The following is a 17170-nucleotide window of genomic DNA, read 5'->3' as shown; positions in this document are numbered from 1 at the left end:
GTGCTTTATCCGGTGCCTTTCCCGGCTTGCGGCGTCTTGCCACCGCCGCCGCGCTGGCGCAAAAGCGCGGTATGGCCAAGCTGCATTTCCACTACTCCACCATGAACGCGGGCAAGTCGACGCTGCTCTTGCAGGCCGCGCACAATTACAACGAACGCGGGATGGACACCTACCTGCTGATCGCCGCCTTCGACGATCGCGCGGGCAAGGGGCGGATCGGCTCCCGCATCGGTCTCTCGCGCGAGGCGGATGTCTTCGGCGACCAGACCGATCTTTATGACATGATCCGGAACCGGCTGGACCGTGGGCCGGTGGCCTGCGTCTTTGTCGACGAAGCGCATTTCATGACCCGCGATCACGTCTGGCAACTGGCCCGCGCCGTCGATGACCTCGGTGTGCCGGTCATGGCCTACGGCCTGCGCGTCGATTTCCGGGGCGAGCTCTTCCCCGGCTCCGCCGCGCTTCTGGCCATCGCCGACGTCATGCGCGAAGTCCGCACCATCTGTCATTGCGGGCGCAATGCGACGATGGTCATCCGCTGCGGACCCGACGGCAAGGCGCTGCTTGACGGGGCACAGATCCTTGTCGGCGGCAACGAGACCTACGTTTCCCTTTGCCGCAAGCACTGGCGCGAGGAAGTCGGGCAATGAAGGCCGCGCGATAATGGGCGGCTTTCAGGCGTTTTCCACCGGCGTCGTCGTCGCCATCGTCGGCTTCTTCTCCTCCTTCCCGATCTTCCTTGCCGGGGTCGAGGCGATGGGGGCAACCCCGGCGCAGGCCTCCTCGGCGCTGATGGCAGGGGGCCTCGCCATGGCGGCCTCCGGCATCCTGCTCGCTTTCTGGACGAAAACCCCCGCTTCCTGCGCATGGTCCACACCGGGTGCGGCGCTTCTGGCCGGGTCCGCAGCGGCGACCGAAGGCTTCTCCGGCGCGGTCGGGGCCTTCCTCATCGCGGGCGCCTTGACCGTCGTCGCGGGCTTCTGGAAACCGCTGGTCCGCCTCGCCCAATCCATCCCCGGCCCGATCACGCTGGGGATGCTGGCCGGCGTGCTGCTGCCGATCTGCCTGACGCCCTTCCGCGCGCTGGCCGACGTGCCGTGGACAGCGGCCCCGATCCTGCTGACATGGTTCGCCGTCTCCCGCATCTCGCGTCTGTTCGCCGTGCCCGCCACCGTGCTCACCACCCTCGCGCTGGTGCTCTGGCACAACGGCACGCTGCCCATGCCCGACCACATCCTGACCCAGCCCGTCTGGGTCACGCCGACCTTCTCGCTCCCGGCGCTGATCGGCCTCGCCGTGCCCCTTTTCATCGTCACCATGGCGACCCAGAACATCCCCGGCGTCGCGGTGCTGAAGGCCAACGGCTTCACGCCCCCACCCGGCCCGATGTTCGTCACCGTCGGCGCGGCCTCGATCCTCACCGCGCCCTTCGGCGCCATCGCCACCAACCTCGCCGCCATCACCGCCGCCATGTGCTCCGACGAACACGCGCACCGAGACCCGGCCCAACGCTACTGGGCCGCCGTCTGGGCGGGGGTCTTCTACGCGCTGTTCAGCATCTTTGCCGCTGTCGTGACCTTTGTCGCCGCCTCCGCCCCGCCCATGGCCATGGCCGCGCTGGCAGGCGTCGCGCTGATCCCGGTCTTCATCAACTCCGCCACCACGGCGCTGAAGGACGACGCCACCCGAGAGGCCGCCGCGCTGACCTTCGTCCTCACCGCCTCGGGCCTGACCCTGTTCGGCATCGGCTCGGCGGTCTGGGGCCTTCTGGCAGGCTGCCTCGTCCACCTCCTGACGCTCTGGAGGCGCAAGTGATCCGCCGCGCCACGCCCGCCGACGCCACGCGCATCCGCGCCATCACCGAGTCCGCCTATTCGAAATACATTCCCCGCATCGGTCGCCGCCCCGCGCCGATGGACGTGGATGTTGACGCGCAGATCGCCGAGGGGCTGCTGTGGGTCTGGGACGCGGGCGGCATTCTTGGGGCCGTCGTCTTCTATCCCGAAGGGGAGGCCATGCATCTCAACGCCCTCGCCGTCGCCCCCGAGGCGACCGGTCAGGGCCTGGGCCGCAAACTGATCGCCTTCGTGGAATCCGAGGCCCGCCGCGCCGGACTGTCCAAGGTCGCCCTCTATACGAATGCAAAAATGACCGAGAACCTCGCCATGTATCCTTACCTCGGCTTTACCGAGATTAACCGCCGGACCGAGGATGGTTTCGACCGGGTCTTCTACGAGAAACCTGTCTGAACGGTTCCTTACCACCCCAGCACCGCGTTAACTGCTGCGCTGCAGCGCAGGATGCCGCACTGCGATACACATGGAATGCGCATGGTTTCCGCATGGTTTCTGCATCCTCGGCACATGGCCGAAACCGCCGTTAACCGAATGGTTTACGCCCGCTGAACCAGCACCGATCCGACCGAATATCCCGCGCCAAACGAACAGATCACACCCCGGTCCCCCGGTGCCAGATCGTCCGAATGCTTCGAAAACGCGATGATCGACCCGGCCGAAGACGTGTTGGCATAATCCTGCAAGATATTGGGTTGCTCACCCTCCTTGGGCACGCGCCCCAGCACCTTCTTCCCGATGAAATCGTTCATCGTCTTGTTCGCCTGATGCAGCCAGAGCCGCTTCAGCCCCTCCGCCTCCCAGCCCGCATCCGCCATATGTTCGAGGATATGCGCCGAGACCATCGGCAGCACTTCCTTGAACACCTTTCGCCCGTTCTGCATGAACTGCATGTCGCGGCGGTCCTCCATCTGGTCATGGGTCCGCCGCAGAAAACCGTTGTTGTTCCGAATGTTATTCGAAAACTGCGTGGCGCAACGGGTCGACAGGATGTCAAAACGCGCGCCCTTGGCGTCCGTCGTCCGCTCCAGCACCAGCGCCGTGCAGACGTCGCCAAAGATGAAGTGGCAGTCCCGGTCCCGCCATTCCAGATGGCCCGAGCAGATCTCCGGGCAGACCACCAGCGCGCGGCGCACCGACCCCGACCGGATCATGTCCGCCGCCGCCTGCAGGCCAAAAGTCGCCGACGAACAGGCCACGTTCATGTCGAACCCGAACCCGCCGCAGCCCAGAAGCTGCTGGATCTCGATCGCCACCGCCGGATAGGCCCGTTCATGGTTGCTCGCGGCACAGATCACGAGGTCGATTTCCGACGCATCCACCCCCGCCATCTTCAGCGCCTTGCCGCAGGCATCCACCGCCATCTCGGCCATGTAGCCGGGGGCATCATCCGCGCGCCCCGGCAAACGCGGGAACATCCGCGCCGGGTCCAGAACCCCTTCTTTATCCAGCACAAAACGCTGCTCGATCCCCGAGGCGGCAAAGATGAAATCGGACGAGGAATGCGCCATCGGCTCCAGATCGCCCGCCGCGATTTCCGCCGCGCGCTCGCTGTTCCAACTGTCCGCATAAGCGTTGAACGCCACGACCAGCTCGTCATTGGTGATGACCTGCGAGGGGGTGAACACACCGTGGCCGGTGATGGCGGGCTGAAACATGGGGTCCTCCTGCGTTGCCGGCCAGAATCGCCAAGCCGCGCCCCAAGTCAACCCAAGGCGTTGCGGAACCCCACGCCCCGCCCTGCGTTTTCTACCGGAAAGGGAACCGCACAGGAGGCACACATGAACCGCTTATCCCACTACATCGCCCATATGGCCGGGGCCTGCATCGCGGGCGCTGCGCTGGTCACGTTCTTCATCTTTGGCTGGTACTCCTGGTGGGCCTTTGCCACCGCCGGTGTGATCGGTCTCGTGCTGGCGTTTCCGGTCGGAAAACTGATCTCGCGCTGGATCAAGAAAAGCGATCCGACATGGAACTTCCACCGCAACGCGCCGATCCGCTCCGATACGGTGCAGAATCCGGTTAACGGCGCGACGGTGCGTTAACTCCCTAGCAACGCCGCGATTAACCGGACCTATACGAAGGTTAACGTCGCAACGGACGATGTGGGCGCCTCAACACAGGCGCCCGCCGTCCTCAACCGGATGGTCCGGGCGCACCAGGGTCACGTTCCCATCGGCGTCATGCACCCCCAGAACCAGCACTTCGGACATGAATTTGCCGATCTGCCGGGGCGGGAAATTCACCACCGCCATGACCTGCGTGCCGACCAACGCCTCGGGCGTGTAGTGCTGCGTGATCTGCGCCGATGACTTGCGCTCTCCGATGCCGGGACCAAAGTCGATCCACAGCTTGATCGCCGGTTTGCGCGCCTCGGGAAACGGCTCCGCGCGCAGCACCGTCCCGGCGCGAATGTCGACCTTCAGAAAGTCGTCAAAGCTGATCTCAGCCATTCGCCAATTCCCGCGAGCGATCCGCAGCCGCCTTCACCGTGGCAGCCATCAGGGGTGGCAAGCCACTGTTGTCATTCATCAAAACCTCCAGCCCCGCCTGCGTCGTCCCGTTGGGCGAGGTCACGTTGCGCCGCAACTGCGCCGGGTCCTCGGCGGCTTGCATCGCCAGCGCACCGGCACCGGCCACGGTCGCCTTGGCCAGCGCCATGGCCAACTCGGGCGCCAAACCCTGCGCCTCACCCGCCGCCGCCATGCATTCGATCATATGGAACACGTAGGCCGGCCCGGACCCCGACAGACCCGTCACTGCATCCATTTGCCCCTCGTCCTCCAGCCGCACGACCTGACCCACGGCGGACAAAAGCGCATCCGCCAGATCGAGGTCAGATGCCGACGCCCGCGCGTTCCCGATCACCGCCGTGATCCCCTGACCGACCGCCGCCGGGGTGTTCGGCATGGCCCGGATGATCGGCGTCCGATCGCCAAGCATCTCTTCATATGTCTTGATCGCAATCCCCGCCGCCACCGACAGGAACAGCGTCGCCCCTTTGCCCATCGCCTTCAGCGCGGGCAGCGCCTCGGCCATCATCTGCGGCTTGACCGCGATCAGCACAATTGCCGGATCGGCAGGCAATTCCTCATTGATGTGAACGCCTTGACCCTTCAGCCAGTCGGACGGAAACGGGTCCTGCACCCAGACCGACCCGGCAGGCAGACCACGCGACAGCCACCCCTCCAGCATGGCCGACCCCATCTTGCCGCAACCCAGCAGCACAAGGCCCTTTTGGGCGAGAATTCCGTCTTCCATGGGAGCACTCCGCGTCTGATCCACCCGCAAGAGGTAGCGCGAGAGCAGGGGGCGGTTCAATCCGTGACCACAGTTTTGACTCATCGCAAAGCGCACCGGGCAGGAACGTGATCCGATAGGGCCACGCCCCGTCCGTAGGCAAGGGGAGTCCCCAATGGCCGACATATCCCATCCGCACAATCGCCCAGCCTGGCACTGGCACCTCGGCGTGGCCGGGGGGCTGGCGCTGTGGTGGCTGGCCTACAAGCAATTGATTCCGCTGTCCGAATGGATCGCGGGCCTGTTCCCGGTGGACCGCCACAGTCATACCGGAGAGGCCATCGCCTTCTTCTTTTACGACGTGCCGAAGGTCATGATGCTGCTCGCACTCATCGTGTTCCTGATGGGCGTGGTGCGCAGCTTCTTCTCGCCGGAAAAGACCCGCGCCGTGCTGTCGGGCCGCGCCGAGGGGCTGGGCAATGTCATGGCCGCGGGCCTCGGCGTGCTGACGCCGTTCTGTTCCTGCTCGGCGGTGCCGCTGTTCATCGGTTTCGTGTCGGCGGGCATTCCGCTGGGGGTCACCTTCTCCTTCCTGATCTCGGCGCCCATGGTAAACGAGGTCGCGCTCGTTTTACTTTTCGGCCTCGTCGGCTGGCAGGTGGCGCTCACCTACCTTGCGTTTGGCCTGAGCATCGCAGTCATCGCGGGTTGGGTCATGGGCAGGCTGCGCCTCGAAGGCTGGCTTCAGGACTGGGTCCGCGACATTCAGGCGGGCAGCACCCAGATCCCGGACGAAGCCCTCACCATGCCCGACCGCTACCGCCAGGGGATTGAGTCCGTTCGGGAAATCTTTGGCAAGGTCTGGACGTGGATCATCCTCGGCATCGCCCTTGGCGCATTGATCCATGGCTATGTCCCCGAGGATATCATGGTCCGCATCATGGGGGCCGAGGCATGGTGGTCCGTCCCCGTCGCCGTCCTGATGGGCATTCCCATGTACACCAACGCCGCGGGCGTCATCCCCATCGTCGAGGCTCTGATCGGCAAAGGCGCGGCGCTGGGAACGGTCCTGGCCTTCATGATGAGCGTCATCGCCCTTTCGCTGCCCGAGATGATCATCCTCAAACAGGTGCTGAAACTGCGGCTGATCCTCGTGTTCATCGCCGTGGTCGCCAGCGGCATCCTTGCCGTGGGCTACCTGTTCAACCTTTTGTTCTGAAAGGACATGTCATGAAAACCGTCAAGGTCTACGGCCCTGGCTGTAAGCGTTGCGAAACCACCGAAGGCATGGTCCGCGACGCAGCCCGAAGGATCGGGCTGGACGTCTCCATCGAAAAGGTCACCGACCCGCGCGAGATTGCGATGGCAGGCGTCATGTCCACGCCCGGCATCACCGTCGACGGCAAGCTGGTCCACGCCGGGGGCCTCCCCGACGCGGGCAGGCTGGACGGCTGGCTGGCCGCCTAGCGCGGCCCGTATAGCGCGTCCATGGGCGCGGTCAGAACCACGGTCAGCCCGGTCTCGCCATAGTCGAGGTCCACGGTGCTGCCCGGCGCGACGCCCATGGCCACCAATTGCGACCCGAACCCCTTCTGCTCCGGCGCCACAGCGGCGGGGCCGCCGGTCTCCCGCCAGACGATGCGCAAACGCGCCACGCCATCCACGTCGATCCTGTCCCAGGACACCGCGATCCGCCCGTCCTGCGCGGTCAGCGCGCCGTATTTCAGCGCATTTGTACCCAATTCGTGCAGAACCATGGTCAGGCTCAGCGCCGGCTGCGCGTCGATCTCGACGTCCGGGCCGGACAGGTCCATGCGTTCGCGCGCCCCGATTTCTCCGGCCACGGTTTCCGCGATCTCGATGACATGCGCCGCCTGCCAGTCCTTGCGCATCAGGATGTCATTGGCGGCGCTCATGGCGCGCAGTCGCCCGATCAGCGCATCCACCGGCCCCTTGTCCGGCACCCGCCGCAGCGTCTGCGAGGTGATGGCGAGGATCATGGCAAAGAGGTTCTTTACCCTGTGGTTCAGCTCACGGCTCAGCAGCCGCTGCTGCTCCGCATCGGCTTTCAGCGCCTCGGTATCGCGGTGGCGGCGGGTGATGTTCTGCATCACGATCAACAGGCGCGGTGCGCCGGGCAGGCGTGTGATCGCCATCTCCAGCACCTTGACCTGCGGGCCCGAAGCGCGCTCGAACCGCATCGGCACGCCGGTGTCCAGCACGCGGTCGTAATCGTCGTACCAATCCTCGATCTCGTCGGGAAAGTTCTCGCGGATGGTCTGGCCTGTCAGATCCTCGATTCCGAACATCTCGCGCATGGCCTTGTTCACGGCGAGATAGCGATAGTCCCGCAGACCGTCCGCGCGTTGGGGCAGTCGGGCGATGATGCAGGCGGCGGCGTCCAGATGGTCAAAGACGTCTTCGATACCGCCATCCAACGGCCCCAAAGGCCCTGTGGGAGTTGCATCATCATGCATGCGTTGCGCCCTTTCCTTTCCGCGATGGAGGATTAGTTCCGGTTTTTCACACCTGAATCGGGCCGCATATTATTCAGACAGATCAAGAACGGAACAAGAATATGCCCGTTCTGACGTCGCTTTGCGCTAGGTAAAGTAAATTCCCGTAACATTCGGAAATTTTCCGCCGATTTTCGGCGCTATTTTGTGAGCACTCGGCCAGGGACCGCCTGTTCAGGCGTGTCCGTAGGCCTCTGCAATGGCAATCTGCAGCGATTCCTTGGCGGTTTTGTTGGTCCAGGCCATCAGTTGAAAGGCGGGATAGTAGCGTTCCGCCGACAGGATCGCCGCCGTTATCATGGTGTCGATCTGCTCGGCGCTGGCGATATTGCCGCCCGCCAGCATCAGGCCGTACTTGTAGACCATCAGCTTTTGTTCCGCCCAATAGCTGAACGCACCGGCCCAGCACTGGTCGTTCACCGCGTTCAGCCCTTCGTGCAGGCACGCCATGCGATCCTCGGGCGGGTCCATTTCAAAGGTGCAGATCAACCGCAGGGTTTCATCGGAATGCGACCAGGCCAGCGTGACGGAATAGGTCCGCCATTGGCCATCGACCGCCATGGCGATCTGGTCATCGGTCACGCGGTCGAAATCCCACTCGTAGTATTGAGCGATGTTTTCGACGACGTCGATTGGATGCAATTCATCCGTCAGGTCGTGCTCGGACAGGGCCATTACCGCCACCTCTTTTATGGTTATTAGCGCGGGGGAATAGGTGTTTGCCCCAGCGCTTGCTGCCTGCTCTAGGGCTGCGGGGCCTGTCCCGCGCCCTTACAATATATCGTGCCCGAGCGGTGATTCGGCGTAAAGGAAATTTTTAGTGACTATCGCAATAAGTTGTGGATAGCTCCCGATTCGGTGTGGAAAAAATGGTTAAGAATCAAGGGCTACACGCAGGGATTGTTCGAAAACCTGCTGACTCCGCGTAGATGCGGCTTCGGGCCGGGTCATCAATCCGACGGGTCCGGCGGTCAGATCCAGGTCAAAGGGCAGGGCGATCAGCTGGCCGTCCGCCAGATCCTGCGCCACCACGCCTTCGGAAATGAACCACACCGCGTCCGACACCCGCAGGTAATTGCGCCCGAATGCGCCCGAAACGCAGTCGATCCGGTTCACGAAGGGTTGCAAGCCGTTCGACAGCGCCCAGCGGTCCAGCAGGGGCCGGATCGCCGCGTCTTCGGGCGGGTACAGCACAGGCCAGTCCGCCAGCGCGTCCAGCCCCGGCGACATGCTCAGCGGATGCCCCGCGCGCACCACGCAGACGACTTTTTCGACATACAACTGCGTAAACGACAGCCCCTGCATGGCCGAAGGCGCTCCCATGCGCCCCACCACCATGTCCAGTTCCCCCGCCCGCAGCGCCGCCGTCAGCACACCATGCGCCCCGTCGCGCAGCATCAGCCGCGTCTCCGGCAGCGCGCGCCGGAACCCCTCGACCGCTCGCGGCATCAGTCGCGCCGCGACCGAGGGCAGGGCGCCCACCCGCAAGGTCTCTCGCCCGCCGTCGCGCAGCTCTGACAGCCCCTCGACACCCCGGTGCAGCGCCGCAAGGCTCTGGTTCGCAAACCGCAGGAACAGCGCCCCCTCGGGCGTCATCCGCACGCCGCCCCGGTCCCGCGTCATCAGAACCGTTCCCAGCGTATCCTCCAATTCCTTCAAGGTCTTGGACAGGGCGGGCGGCGACAGATGCAGGTGTTCGCAGGCGGCCTTAAGGCTGCCATGGCGCGCGATGGCAGTCAGCGCCTCCATGTGGCGCAGCTTGATACGGTTTATCTGGATCGGATCACTTGTCATTTTGGGAAACTTAACTGCACAAACTGTCAATTTACAACATGGTTTGGTTCATCTTAACTCCGCCGCAAGGGAGAGAGACTCATGAAAACACAAGTCTGCATCATCGGCGGCGGCCCCTCCGGCCTGCTTCTCAGCCAGCTTCTGGACCGCAAGGGCATCGACAGCATCGTGCTGGAGCGCAAGACGAAGGACTACGTCCTCGGCCGCATCCGCGCGGGCATCCTCGAACACGGCATGGTCGAACTCATGCGCGAGGCTGGCGTGTCCGAACGCATGGACCGCGAAAGTTTCATCCATGACGGCACGGTCATCAGCTACGGTGACGAGCAATTCGGCATCAACTTCAAGGAGCTGACCGATACGACCGTGGTCGTCTACGGCCAGACCGAAGTCACCCGCGACCTCTACGAGGCGCGCGAGAAGGCGGGTGGCAAGATCGTCTTCAACGTGGAAAGCGTGGTCATCAACGGCGCCGACACGGACGCGCCTTTTGTCACCTACACCGTGGACGGCGAACAGCAGCGCATCGACTGCGATTACGTGGCGGGCTGCGACGGGTTCCATGGCGTCAGCCGCCAGACCATCCCGCTGGACGTCCGCCGCGAATACGAAAAGGTCTATCCCTTCGGCTGGCTCGGCATCCTCTCGGAAACCCCGCCGGTGCACGAGGAACTGATCTACGCCTCCTCGGAGCGCGGCTTTGCGCTGTGTTCGATGCGCAACGAGAACCTCAGCCGCTATTACATCCAGTGTTCGCTGTCCGACAAACCCGAGGACTGGACGGACGAGGCTTTCTGGCAGGAACTCAAGCGCCGCATCCCGAAGGAGGCCGCCGACCGTCTGGTCACCGGCCCCTCGATCGAGAAATCCATCGCGCCGCTGCGCTCCTTCGTGACCGAACCGATGCGCTGGGGCCGCCTGTTCCTGTGTGGCGACGCCGCCCACATCGTGCCGCCCACTGGCGCCAAGGGCCTGAACACCGCCGCCAGCGACATCCATTACCTCTACCACGGCCTCGTGCAGTTCTACGCCGACGGCAATACCGAAGGCCTTGATACCTATTCGGGAAAGGCCCTCGCCCGGATCTGGAAGGCCGAGCGGTTCAGCTGGTGGATGACCTCCCTGCTGCACCGCTTCCCCGACCAGTCGGAATTCGACCTGAAGATGCAGCAGGCGGAAATCGCCTTCCTGCGGTCCAACCACGCGGCGCAGGTCGCCATGGCCGAAAACTACGTCGGCCTGCCTTACTGATCCACGGGAGACCCCCAAATGACCAACCGTTACGACACCGGGATGCAGGTCCGCCGCAAGGTGCTGGGCGACGCCCACGTCGACCGCGCCGAGGCGAACAAGCAGCCCTTCGACCAGCAGTTCCAGGAAATGATTACCGAGACCGCCTGGGGCAACTGCTGGGCCTCGGACGCGATCCCCGACCGGGAACGGTCGATGCTGACGCTGGCCCTGCTGGCCGCCACCGGCAACTTCGAAGAAATCCCCATGCACATCCGCGCCACCGCGCGGACGGGCGCGACAAAGGAAGACGTGGCGCAGGCTTTCATGCATGTTGCGGTTTACGCAGGCGTGCCCAAGGCGAACCACGCCTACAAGCTGGCCAAGCAGACCTACGCCGAAATGGAAGCCCAGGGCGACTGACCAACCCCGGAAACGCGCGACAACATCCGGTATCGGAGGAGAGACATGAGCGACGCCGAATATTACCAGCGGGACCGGGAATGGCACCCGCCCGCCTACACCAGAGATTACAAGACCAGCGTGGCGCGTTCGCCGCAGTACTCGCTGATTTCGCTGCAACAATCCGTGTCCGAGATCACCGGCCCGGTGTTCGGTCACAACGACATCGACCCGATCGACAATGACCTGATCTACAACTACGCCGCCAGCGGTGAATCCGCGATTGGCGAGCGCATCATCCTGCACGGACGGGTTCTGGACGAGAACGGCCGCCCGGTGCCGAACACCCTGGTCGAGATATGGCAGGCCAACGCCGGCGGTCGGTATCGCCACAAGAAGGACACCTACCTCGCGCCGATCGACCCGAATTTCGGCGGCTGCGGGCGCACGATCACGGACGAGAACGGCTATTACTTCTTCCGCACGATCAAGCCCGGCGCCTACCCCTGGCGCAACTGGGTGAACAACTGGCGCCCGGCGCATATCCACATCTCGATCTTTGGCCGCAGCTTTGTGCAGCGCCTGATTTCGCAGGTTTACTTCGAGGGCGACCCGCTGATCGCCAAGTGCCCCATCGTCAAGACGATCCCGAACCAGGAGGCCATCGACAGCCTCGTGGCGGCGCTGGACCTGAACGCCACCGTGCCGCTGGATTCCATCGCCTACAAGTTCGACATCATCCTGCGCGGACGCCGTTCGACCCTGTTCGAGAACCGTCTGGAGGGCAATTGATGCATTTTCAGAAAAAGTGGGAACCGGTTTTTCGCCCGGAAAATGCAGGAGAGAATTGATGGTACAGAAGCTCGATTACCTGAAAGAAACCCCCTCGCAGACCGCCGGGCCTTACGTCCACATCGGCCTGGCACCCGGCGCGGCAGGCTTCGACATTTACCGCGAAGAACTGGGCTGGGACATCGCAGGCCCCAATGCCAAGGGCGAGCGCATCCGCATCGAGGGCACCGTCATCGACGGCACCGGCTCACCGATCAAGGACGTTCTGCTGGAGGCGTGGCAGGCCAACGCCCAAGGCTTCTATGCCCATCCCGAAGGCGGCGGTGACGTGGAAGAGGGCTTTCGCGGCTGGGGCCGTGTCATCACCAACTTCGAGACCGGCGAATGGGGCTTCGACACCATCAAGCCCGGCCCGGTGAAGGCCCGCAAGAAACTCGGCTCCGCCGCCATGCACCCATCCGCCCGCGCCAATGACGACTGGCAGGGGCGCGGTGACGAGCATCATCACGACATGGCGCCCCACATCAACCTGTGGATCGTCGCGCGCGGCATTAACGTCGGCCTAAACACCCGCCTGTATTTCGAGGACGAGTCCGAGGCCAACGCCAAGGACCCGGTTTTGAACCTGATCGAATGGGAACGCCGTCGCGGCACCCTGATCGCCAAGCGCACCGAGCGTGACGGGCAGGTGGTCTACCGCTTCGACATCCGTGTTCAGGGCGAGGACGAGACGGTCTTCTTCGACATCTGACGGGGGATCTGGACCCGCAATTGTCAGCCGGCAATTTGCATCCGCAATCCGCAACTGTTGGAAATCAAGCACTTGGTGTCCCCGGGGCCTGCCCTCGGGGACATATTGTTAACCTCTCGTTATCTCAGGACCGGACATGACCAAGCCCTGCATCATCTGCGTTGCCATCACCGGCTCCCTGCCGAAGAAGGCCGACAACCCCGCCGTGCCGATCTCCATCGCCGAGCAGGTCGAAAGCACACAGGCGGCTTTCGAGGCCGGGGCGACCATCATGCACGCCCATGTGCGCAACGATGACGAGACGCCCACCTCCGACCCCGAGAAATTCGCGCGGCTGGTGGAAGGCATCCGGAAACACTGCCCCGGCATGATTATCCAGCTCTCCACCGGCGGTCGGTCGGGGGCCGGTCAGGCGCGCGGCGGGATGTTGCCCCTGCGGCCCGACATGGCCTCGCTGTCGGTGGGGTCGAACAATTTTCCGACCCGCGTCTACGAGAACCCGCCGGATCTGGTGGAATGGCTGGCGTCCGAGATGCGGACCTACGCCGTCAAGCCCGAGATCGAGGCCTTTGACCTCTCCCACATCTTCAAGGCCGCCGAGATGAACAAGGATGGTCACATCCCCGGCAAGCTCTACGTGCAGTTCGTCATGGGGGTGAAGAACGCCATGCCCTGCGACAAGCATGTCTTTGACTATTACATCGAGACGGTGAAACGCCTGACCCCTGACGCCGAATGGTGCGCGGCGGGCATCGGCAGGCACCAGATCGAGGTCAACGAATGGTGCATCGCCGCCGGGGGCCATACGCGGACCGGGCTGGAGGACAACATCCGTCTTGATCGCTCCACCCTCGCGCCGTCCAACGCGGCGCTGGTGCAGCGGGCCGTCGACCTGTGTGACAAGTACGAGCGCCCCGTGGCGACGGCGCGCCAAGCCCGCGAGATCCTCGGGCTGCGGCCGGCGTAAGGCTCACTCCATCTGCAAGGGCGCGAGAAAGGCGGCCAGTGCCGCCAGTTCGGCGTCGCTCGGGGTGAACCCGCGCAGCTTGCCCACATGCGCCGCGGCGATCTGATCCGCCGTGGCGTTCAGGATCGCGCCTCCCTTGCGCCCCCCGCTGCCATCATTGCCATGACATCGCGCACAGGACGCGGCGTAAAGCGCCGCGCCGTCCTCGACCATGTCCGCCAGAGCGGGCAGGGGCATTGCAAGGGTCAGCAGGATCAAGGGGATACGCATGGCGGCTCCTCGGGTCAGGACATGATCATGGAACCGTAGCAGGTTTTCTGCACGGCGGGGACGGTGCCCTTGGGCGTGACGAGGAAATCCTGCTGAAGCAGCACCTCGTCCTCCTTCACCAGCTGGAACCGCCACGGTCCCTCGACCAGTTCGTAGGGCTTTTCGAATGTGAACAGGTTCAGCGCCGGATCCCCGGGGGCCATCAGTGCGTCCCAGGCCTCGACCTCCTGCCCGTTCGGCCCCATGGGCGGATGGGTCACGACCACCGTGTAGGTGCCTCCCTCCCCCTCGGGCAGCAGCTGGGCGCGGATGCCGAAACTCAGCCCCAGCTCGGCGGGCACCATGGGCGAGGGCACGTCGATCGGCGCGCTCTGCCGCACGAGGTTCAGCACGCCGGACACGGTGCCGGGGGCCGCGCGTTGCTCTTCGGGGCGGATGTCGCAGATCACACCGGCCTCCACCAGCGCCATGGGCGGAGTGGCAAAATTCCCCTCCTCGGCCGAGGCAAGGCTGGCGGTACAGATCAGCAGAAGGGGTCCGAGACGGGTCATCATGGGCCTTTCGCGGGGCATCATCGACGTCACGCTACCATGGCCCCCGATGCTGGGGAATGCAGGCATCCCTGACCTGCGTCACGATCCGTTGAGGCAAACGAAAAGGCCCTCCGCGCGGGGAGGGCCTGTCCGAAGCATCTGGCAGAAGGGGTCAGCCGATGGCCGCCGCCTTCACGTCCTCGTCGATGTAAGGCACGTACTGGGCAAAGTTCTCGGCGAACATGCTGACCAGCTTCTCGGCCTGTGCGTCGTAGGCTTCCTTGTCGTCCCAGGTCTTCTTGGGATCGAGCAGCATGTCCGGCACGCCTTCGACGTGGGTCGGAACTTCGAAGCCGAAGTTCGGGTCCTTGCGGAACGGCGCGTTGTTGAGCGAGCCGTTCAGCGCGGCATGCAGCAGGGCGCGGGTCGCCTTGATCGGCATCCGCGAACCCGTGCCATAGGCGCCGCCGGTCCAGCCGGTGTTCACCAGCCAGCAGGTCGCACCGTGCTTGGCGATCTTGTCGCGCAGCAGGTTGCCGTAGGCCTCCGGACGACGCGGCATGAAGGGCGCGCCGAAGCAGGTCGAGAAGGTCGGCTGCGGCTCGGTGATGCCACGCTCGGTCCCGGCCACCTTGGAGGTGAAGCCCGACAGGAAGTGGTACATCGCCTGCGCCGGGGTAAGGCGCGCGATCGGGGGGAGAACGCCAAACGCATCACAGGTCAGCATGATGATGTTCTTCGGGTGACCCCCCAGCGCGGTTTTCGACGCGTTGGAGATGTAGTTCAGCGGGTAGGCGCAACGCATGTTGGCCGTCAGGCTGTCATCTTCGAAGTCGAGATCGAAGGTCTCCGGGTCAAAGACCATGTTCTCGATCACGGTGCCGAACTTCTCGGTCGTGGCGTAGATTTCCGGCTCGGCCTCGGCGCTCAGGTTGATCGTCTTGGCGTAGCAGCCACCTTCGAAGTTGAAGGTGCCGCGATCCGACCAGCCGTGTTCGTCGTCTCCGATCAGAACGCGCTCGGGGTCGGCGGACAGGGTGGTCTTGCCGGTGCCCGACAGGCCAAAGAATACGGCGGTGTCTACGGGATTGTTCGGCGCGTGGTTGGCAGAGCAGTGCATCGCCATGATGCCCTTGCCCGGCAGGATGTAGTTGAGCAGCGTGAACACGGATTTCTTGTTCTCGCCGGCGTATTCGGTATCCGCGATCAGGATCAGCTTCTTGTCGAAGTTCAGCGCGATGACGGTCTCGGTGCGGCAGCCGTGACGCTCCGGATCGGCCTTGAACGACGGGCAGTTGATGATGGTGAAATCCGCGGTGAAGCTGTCCAGGTCCTCGCGGTCCGGGCGGCGCAGCATGTGGCGGATGAACAAGCCATGCCAGGCCAGTTCGGTCACCATGCGCACGTCGATGGCGTTGGCCGGATCGGCACCGCCGACAAGGTCCTGCACGTAGTAATCGCGACCCTTCATGTGCTCGAGCATGTCGGCATGCAGGCGGTCAAAGGCCTCGGGCTCCATCGGCGCGTTGTTTTCCCACCAGATCGAATCCTCGACCGAGGGGGTGCGGACGATGAATTTGTCCTTAGGCGACCGGCCCGTGTACTTGCCCGTGGTCACGAGGAAGGAGCCACCCTTGCCCAGCGTGCCCTCGCCCCGTTTGAGCGCGGCTTCGATCAGCGCGGGCTCCATGAGGTTGTAATAGACATTGCCGAGCCCTTCGATCCCTTGATCTTCAAGCTTGAACTGGGGGTTTACCCGTCCGAATGTCATTGTCGTGCTCCTGTTGCAGCCTTGCTGACGAAAGAAAGTTGCGTCGCGGTATGCGTCGGTATTCGCTCCCTTAGCATGACGTTTTCGGCGGGGAACAGGGCGCATTTAAGGGTTAGCGCAATCAAATGCCGCTTTAGCGATACCATGCCCCACAGTAGGCGGTGACGCGCCGGAATGTGGAAAATCCTATCCGAAAGGAGTGGGACATTTTAGCCATTCCTTTGCCAAATTCGCGTCCCATCTGAGGCAGGCCCGTTGCCGATTCGCAGTTAAGGATTGCCGGAAGGCAGGATTTCGCTGATACTAAGGGAAAAAAGCAGGTAACAGAGCAGTATAAGGACAATACAATGTCTAAGATCGCCCTTGTGGACGATGACAGGAATATCCTGACGTCGGTTTCGATGACTCTTGAGGCCGAGGGCTTTGAAGTCGAGACCTATAACGACGGCCAGGCCGCGTTGGACGCCTTCAACAAGAAGATGCCCGACATGGCCGTGTTCGACATCAAGATGCCGCGCATGGATGGCATGGACCTGCTGCAACGCGTCCGCCAGAAATCCAAGATGCCGGTGATCTTCCTCACCTCCAAGGATGACGAGATCGACGAGGTTCTCGGCCTGCGCATGGGCGCGGACGACTACGTCAAGAAGCCCTTCAGCCAGCGCCTGCTGGTGGAACGCATCCGCGCGCTGCTGCGCCGTCAGGAAGCGGTGGCCGGCGACGTCGTCGGCGAGACCGAAGAGACCAAGCTGATGACCCGCGGGTCGCTGACCATGGACCCGCTGCGTCACGCGGTGACCTGGAAGGGGCTGGATGTGTCGCTGACCGTCACGGAATTCCTGCTGCTGCAGGCGCTGGCGCAGCGTCCGGGCTTCGTCAAGTCGCGCGATCAGCTGATGGACGTGGCTTATGACGATCAGGTCTACGTCGACGACCGGACCATCGACAGCCACATCAAGCGCCTGCGCAAGAAGATGCGCACCGTGGACGCAGAATTCTCTGCCATCGAAACGCTTTACGGTATCGGTTACCGGTACAACGAAGAGTGATA

Annotated in this window: 21 protein-coding genes; 12 read left to right on the top strand and 9 right to left on the bottom strand. The window is 63.7% G+C overall.

Annotation, left to right across the window (positions count from 1 at the left end; genetic code table 11):
- Nucleotides 1-71: 71 nt before the first annotated feature.
- From ACP16H_RS19585 to ACP16H_RS19575, 3 genes are read left to right on the top strand one after another with little or no spacing between them, the layout of a single operon-like run.
- A complete protein-coding gene (locus ACP16H_RS19585) occupies nucleotides 72-650 on the top strand; it encodes a thymidine kinase (protein ID WP_425073982.1) in 579 nt (192 codons plus the stop codon).
- Between the two features lie 13 nt (nucleotides 651-663).
- Entirely contained in the window at nucleotides 664-1815 is a 1152-nt protein-coding gene (locus tag ACP16H_RS19580) for a benzoate/H(+) symporter BenE family transporter (RefSeq protein WP_425073932.1), read from the top strand.
- A complete protein-coding gene (locus ACP16H_RS19575) occupies nucleotides 1812-2249 on the top strand; it encodes a GNAT family N-acetyltransferase (protein ID WP_425073931.1) in 438 nt (145 codons plus the stop codon). Before ACP16H_RS19580 ends, ACP16H_RS19575 begins: the two co-directional genes overlap by 4 nt.
- A 143-nt stretch (nucleotides 2250-2392) precedes the next feature.
- Here the strand turns inward: ACP16H_RS19575 and ACP16H_RS19570 are convergent, their stop codons facing one another.
- Complete coding sequence (locus ACP16H_RS19570) at nucleotides 2393-3511, bottom strand: beta-ketoacyl-ACP synthase III (protein ID WP_425073930.1); 1119 nt, start codon at nucleotides 3509-3511, stop codon at nucleotides 2393-2395.
- Between the two features lie 123 nt (nucleotides 3512-3634).
- Between ACP16H_RS19570 and ACP16H_RS19565 the strand changes: the two genes are divergently transcribed.
- Nucleotides 3635-3898 carry a hypothetical protein gene (locus ACP16H_RS19565; RefSeq protein ID WP_425073929.1) on the top strand — a complete coding sequence of 88 codons (264 nt, stop codon included), beginning with the start codon at nucleotides 3635-3637 and terminating at the stop codon, nucleotides 3896-3898.
- Between the two features lie 69 nt (nucleotides 3899-3967).
- On the opposite strand, the gene ACP16H_RS19560 is transcribed toward ACP16H_RS19565, so the two are convergent.
- Nucleotides 3968-4306, bottom strand: a complete 339-nt coding sequence (locus tag ACP16H_RS19560) for a tRNA-binding protein (RefSeq protein ID WP_425073928.1) — start codon at nucleotides 4304-4306, stop codon at nucleotides 3968-3970.
- Nucleotides 4299-5114, bottom strand: coding sequence for a pyrroline-5-carboxylate reductase (proC, locus tag ACP16H_RS19555; protein WP_425073927.1), 816 nt, complete (start codon nucleotides 5112-5114; stop codon nucleotides 4299-4301). Before proC ends, ACP16H_RS19560 begins: the two co-directional genes overlap by 8 nt.
- A gap of 154 nt (nucleotides 5115-5268) precedes the next feature.
- Between proC and ACP16H_RS19550 the strand changes: the two genes are divergently transcribed.
- Nucleotides 5269-6312, top strand: coding sequence for a permease (locus ACP16H_RS19550; RefSeq protein WP_425073926.1), 1044 nt, complete (start codon nucleotides 5269-5271; stop codon nucleotides 6310-6312).
- Nucleotides 6313-6323: 11 nt separating this feature from the next.
- Nucleotides 6324-6560: a thioredoxin family protein gene (locus ACP16H_RS19545; RefSeq protein WP_425073925.1), complete on the top strand. Its 237-nt coding sequence runs from the start codon at nucleotides 6324-6326 to the stop codon at nucleotides 6558-6560.
- Here the strand turns inward: ACP16H_RS19545 and ACP16H_RS19540 are convergent.
- The 3 genes from ACP16H_RS19540 to pcaQ all read right to left on the bottom strand — a co-directional run bounded on the left by ACP16H_RS19540 (nucleotide 6557) and on the right by pcaQ (nucleotide 9403).
- Nucleotides 6557-7570 (bottom strand): sensor histidine kinase, encoded by a 1014-nt coding sequence (locus tag ACP16H_RS19540; RefSeq protein WP_425073924.1) that lies wholly within the window; start codon nucleotides 7568-7570, stop codon nucleotides 6557-6559. The two genes, ACP16H_RS19545 and ACP16H_RS19540, sit on opposite strands and share 4 nt — an antisense overlap.
- 213 nt (nucleotides 7571-7783) lie before the next feature.
- A complete protein-coding gene (locus ACP16H_RS19535; RefSeq protein ID WP_425073923.1) occupies nucleotides 7784-8284 on the bottom strand; it encodes a YbjN domain-containing protein in 501 nt (166 codons plus the stop codon).
- A gap of 198 nt (nucleotides 8285-8482) precedes the next feature.
- Complete coding sequence (gene pcaQ, locus ACP16H_RS19530) at nucleotides 8483-9403, bottom strand: pca operon transcription factor PcaQ (protein ID WP_425073922.1); 921 nt, start codon at nucleotides 9401-9403, stop codon at nucleotides 8483-8485.
- An 81-nt stretch (nucleotides 9404-9484) separates the two neighbouring features.
- On the opposite strand from pcaQ, the gene pobA reads away from it, so the two are divergent.
- The 5 genes from pobA to ACP16H_RS19505 all read left to right on the top strand — a co-directional run bounded on the left by pobA (nucleotide 9485) and on the right by ACP16H_RS19505 (nucleotide 13545).
- Complete coding sequence (pobA, locus tag ACP16H_RS19525) at nucleotides 9485-10654, top strand: 4-hydroxybenzoate 3-monooxygenase (RefSeq protein ID WP_425073921.1); 1170 nt, start codon at nucleotides 9485-9487, stop codon at nucleotides 10652-10654.
- Between the two features lie 18 nt (nucleotides 10655-10672).
- Complete coding sequence (pcaC, locus tag ACP16H_RS19520; protein ID WP_425073920.1) at nucleotides 10673-11056, top strand: 4-carboxymuconolactone decarboxylase; 384 nt, start codon at nucleotides 10673-10675, stop codon at nucleotides 11054-11056.
- A 45-nt stretch (nucleotides 11057-11101) separates the two neighbouring features.
- Entirely contained in the window at nucleotides 11102-11827 is a 726-nt protein-coding gene (gene pcaH / locus ACP16H_RS19515; RefSeq protein ID WP_425073919.1) for a protocatechuate 3,4-dioxygenase subunit beta, read from the top strand.
- 58 nt (nucleotides 11828-11885) lie between these two features.
- A complete protein-coding gene (locus tag ACP16H_RS19510; RefSeq protein ID WP_425073918.1) occupies nucleotides 11886-12578 on the top strand; it encodes a protocatechuate 3,4-dioxygenase subunit alpha in 693 nt (230 codons plus the stop codon).
- Between the two features lie 136 nt (nucleotides 12579-12714).
- A complete protein-coding gene (locus ACP16H_RS19505) occupies nucleotides 12715-13545 on the top strand; it encodes a 3-keto-5-aminohexanoate cleavage protein (protein WP_425073917.1) in 831 nt (276 codons plus the stop codon).
- A gap of 3 nt (nucleotides 13546-13548) precedes the next feature.
- Here ACP16H_RS19505 and ACP16H_RS19500 read toward each other — a convergent pair whose 3' ends face one another.
- The 3 genes from ACP16H_RS19500 to ACP16H_RS19490 form a co-directional block, all read right to left on the bottom strand.
- Nucleotides 13549-13815 (bottom strand): c-type cytochrome, encoded by a 267-nt coding sequence (locus ACP16H_RS19500; protein WP_425073916.1) that lies wholly within the window; start codon nucleotides 13813-13815, stop codon nucleotides 13549-13551.
- Nucleotides 13816-13829: 14 nt separating this feature from the next.
- Nucleotides 13830-14369: a DUF3859 domain-containing protein gene (locus ACP16H_RS19495; RefSeq protein ID WP_425073915.1), complete on the bottom strand. Its 540-nt coding sequence runs from the start codon at nucleotides 14367-14369 to the stop codon at nucleotides 13830-13832.
- A 151-nt stretch (nucleotides 14370-14520) separates the two neighbouring features.
- A complete protein-coding gene (locus ACP16H_RS19490) occupies nucleotides 14521-16119 on the bottom strand; it encodes a phosphoenolpyruvate carboxykinase (RefSeq protein ID WP_425073914.1) in 1599 nt (532 codons plus the stop codon).
- A gap of 347 nt (nucleotides 16120-16466) precedes the next feature.
- Here ACP16H_RS19490 and ACP16H_RS19485 point away from each other — a divergent pair, with 347 nt between their 5' ends.
- On the top strand, nucleotides 16467-17168 hold the full coding sequence (locus ACP16H_RS19485; protein WP_425073913.1) for a response regulator transcription factor: 702 nt from the start codon (nucleotides 16467-16469) through the stop codon (nucleotides 17166-17168).
- The last annotated feature ends 2 nt before the right edge of the window (nucleotides 17169-17170 follow it).

The sequence above is a fragment of the Sagittula sp. S175 genome (genome assembly GCF_049800975.1).
GTDB lineage: Bacteria > Pseudomonadota > Alphaproteobacteria > Rhodobacterales > Rhodobacteraceae > Sagittula.
Note: the sequence above shows the minus strand (reverse complement) of the source record. Positions and strands in the feature narration are given on the sequence as shown.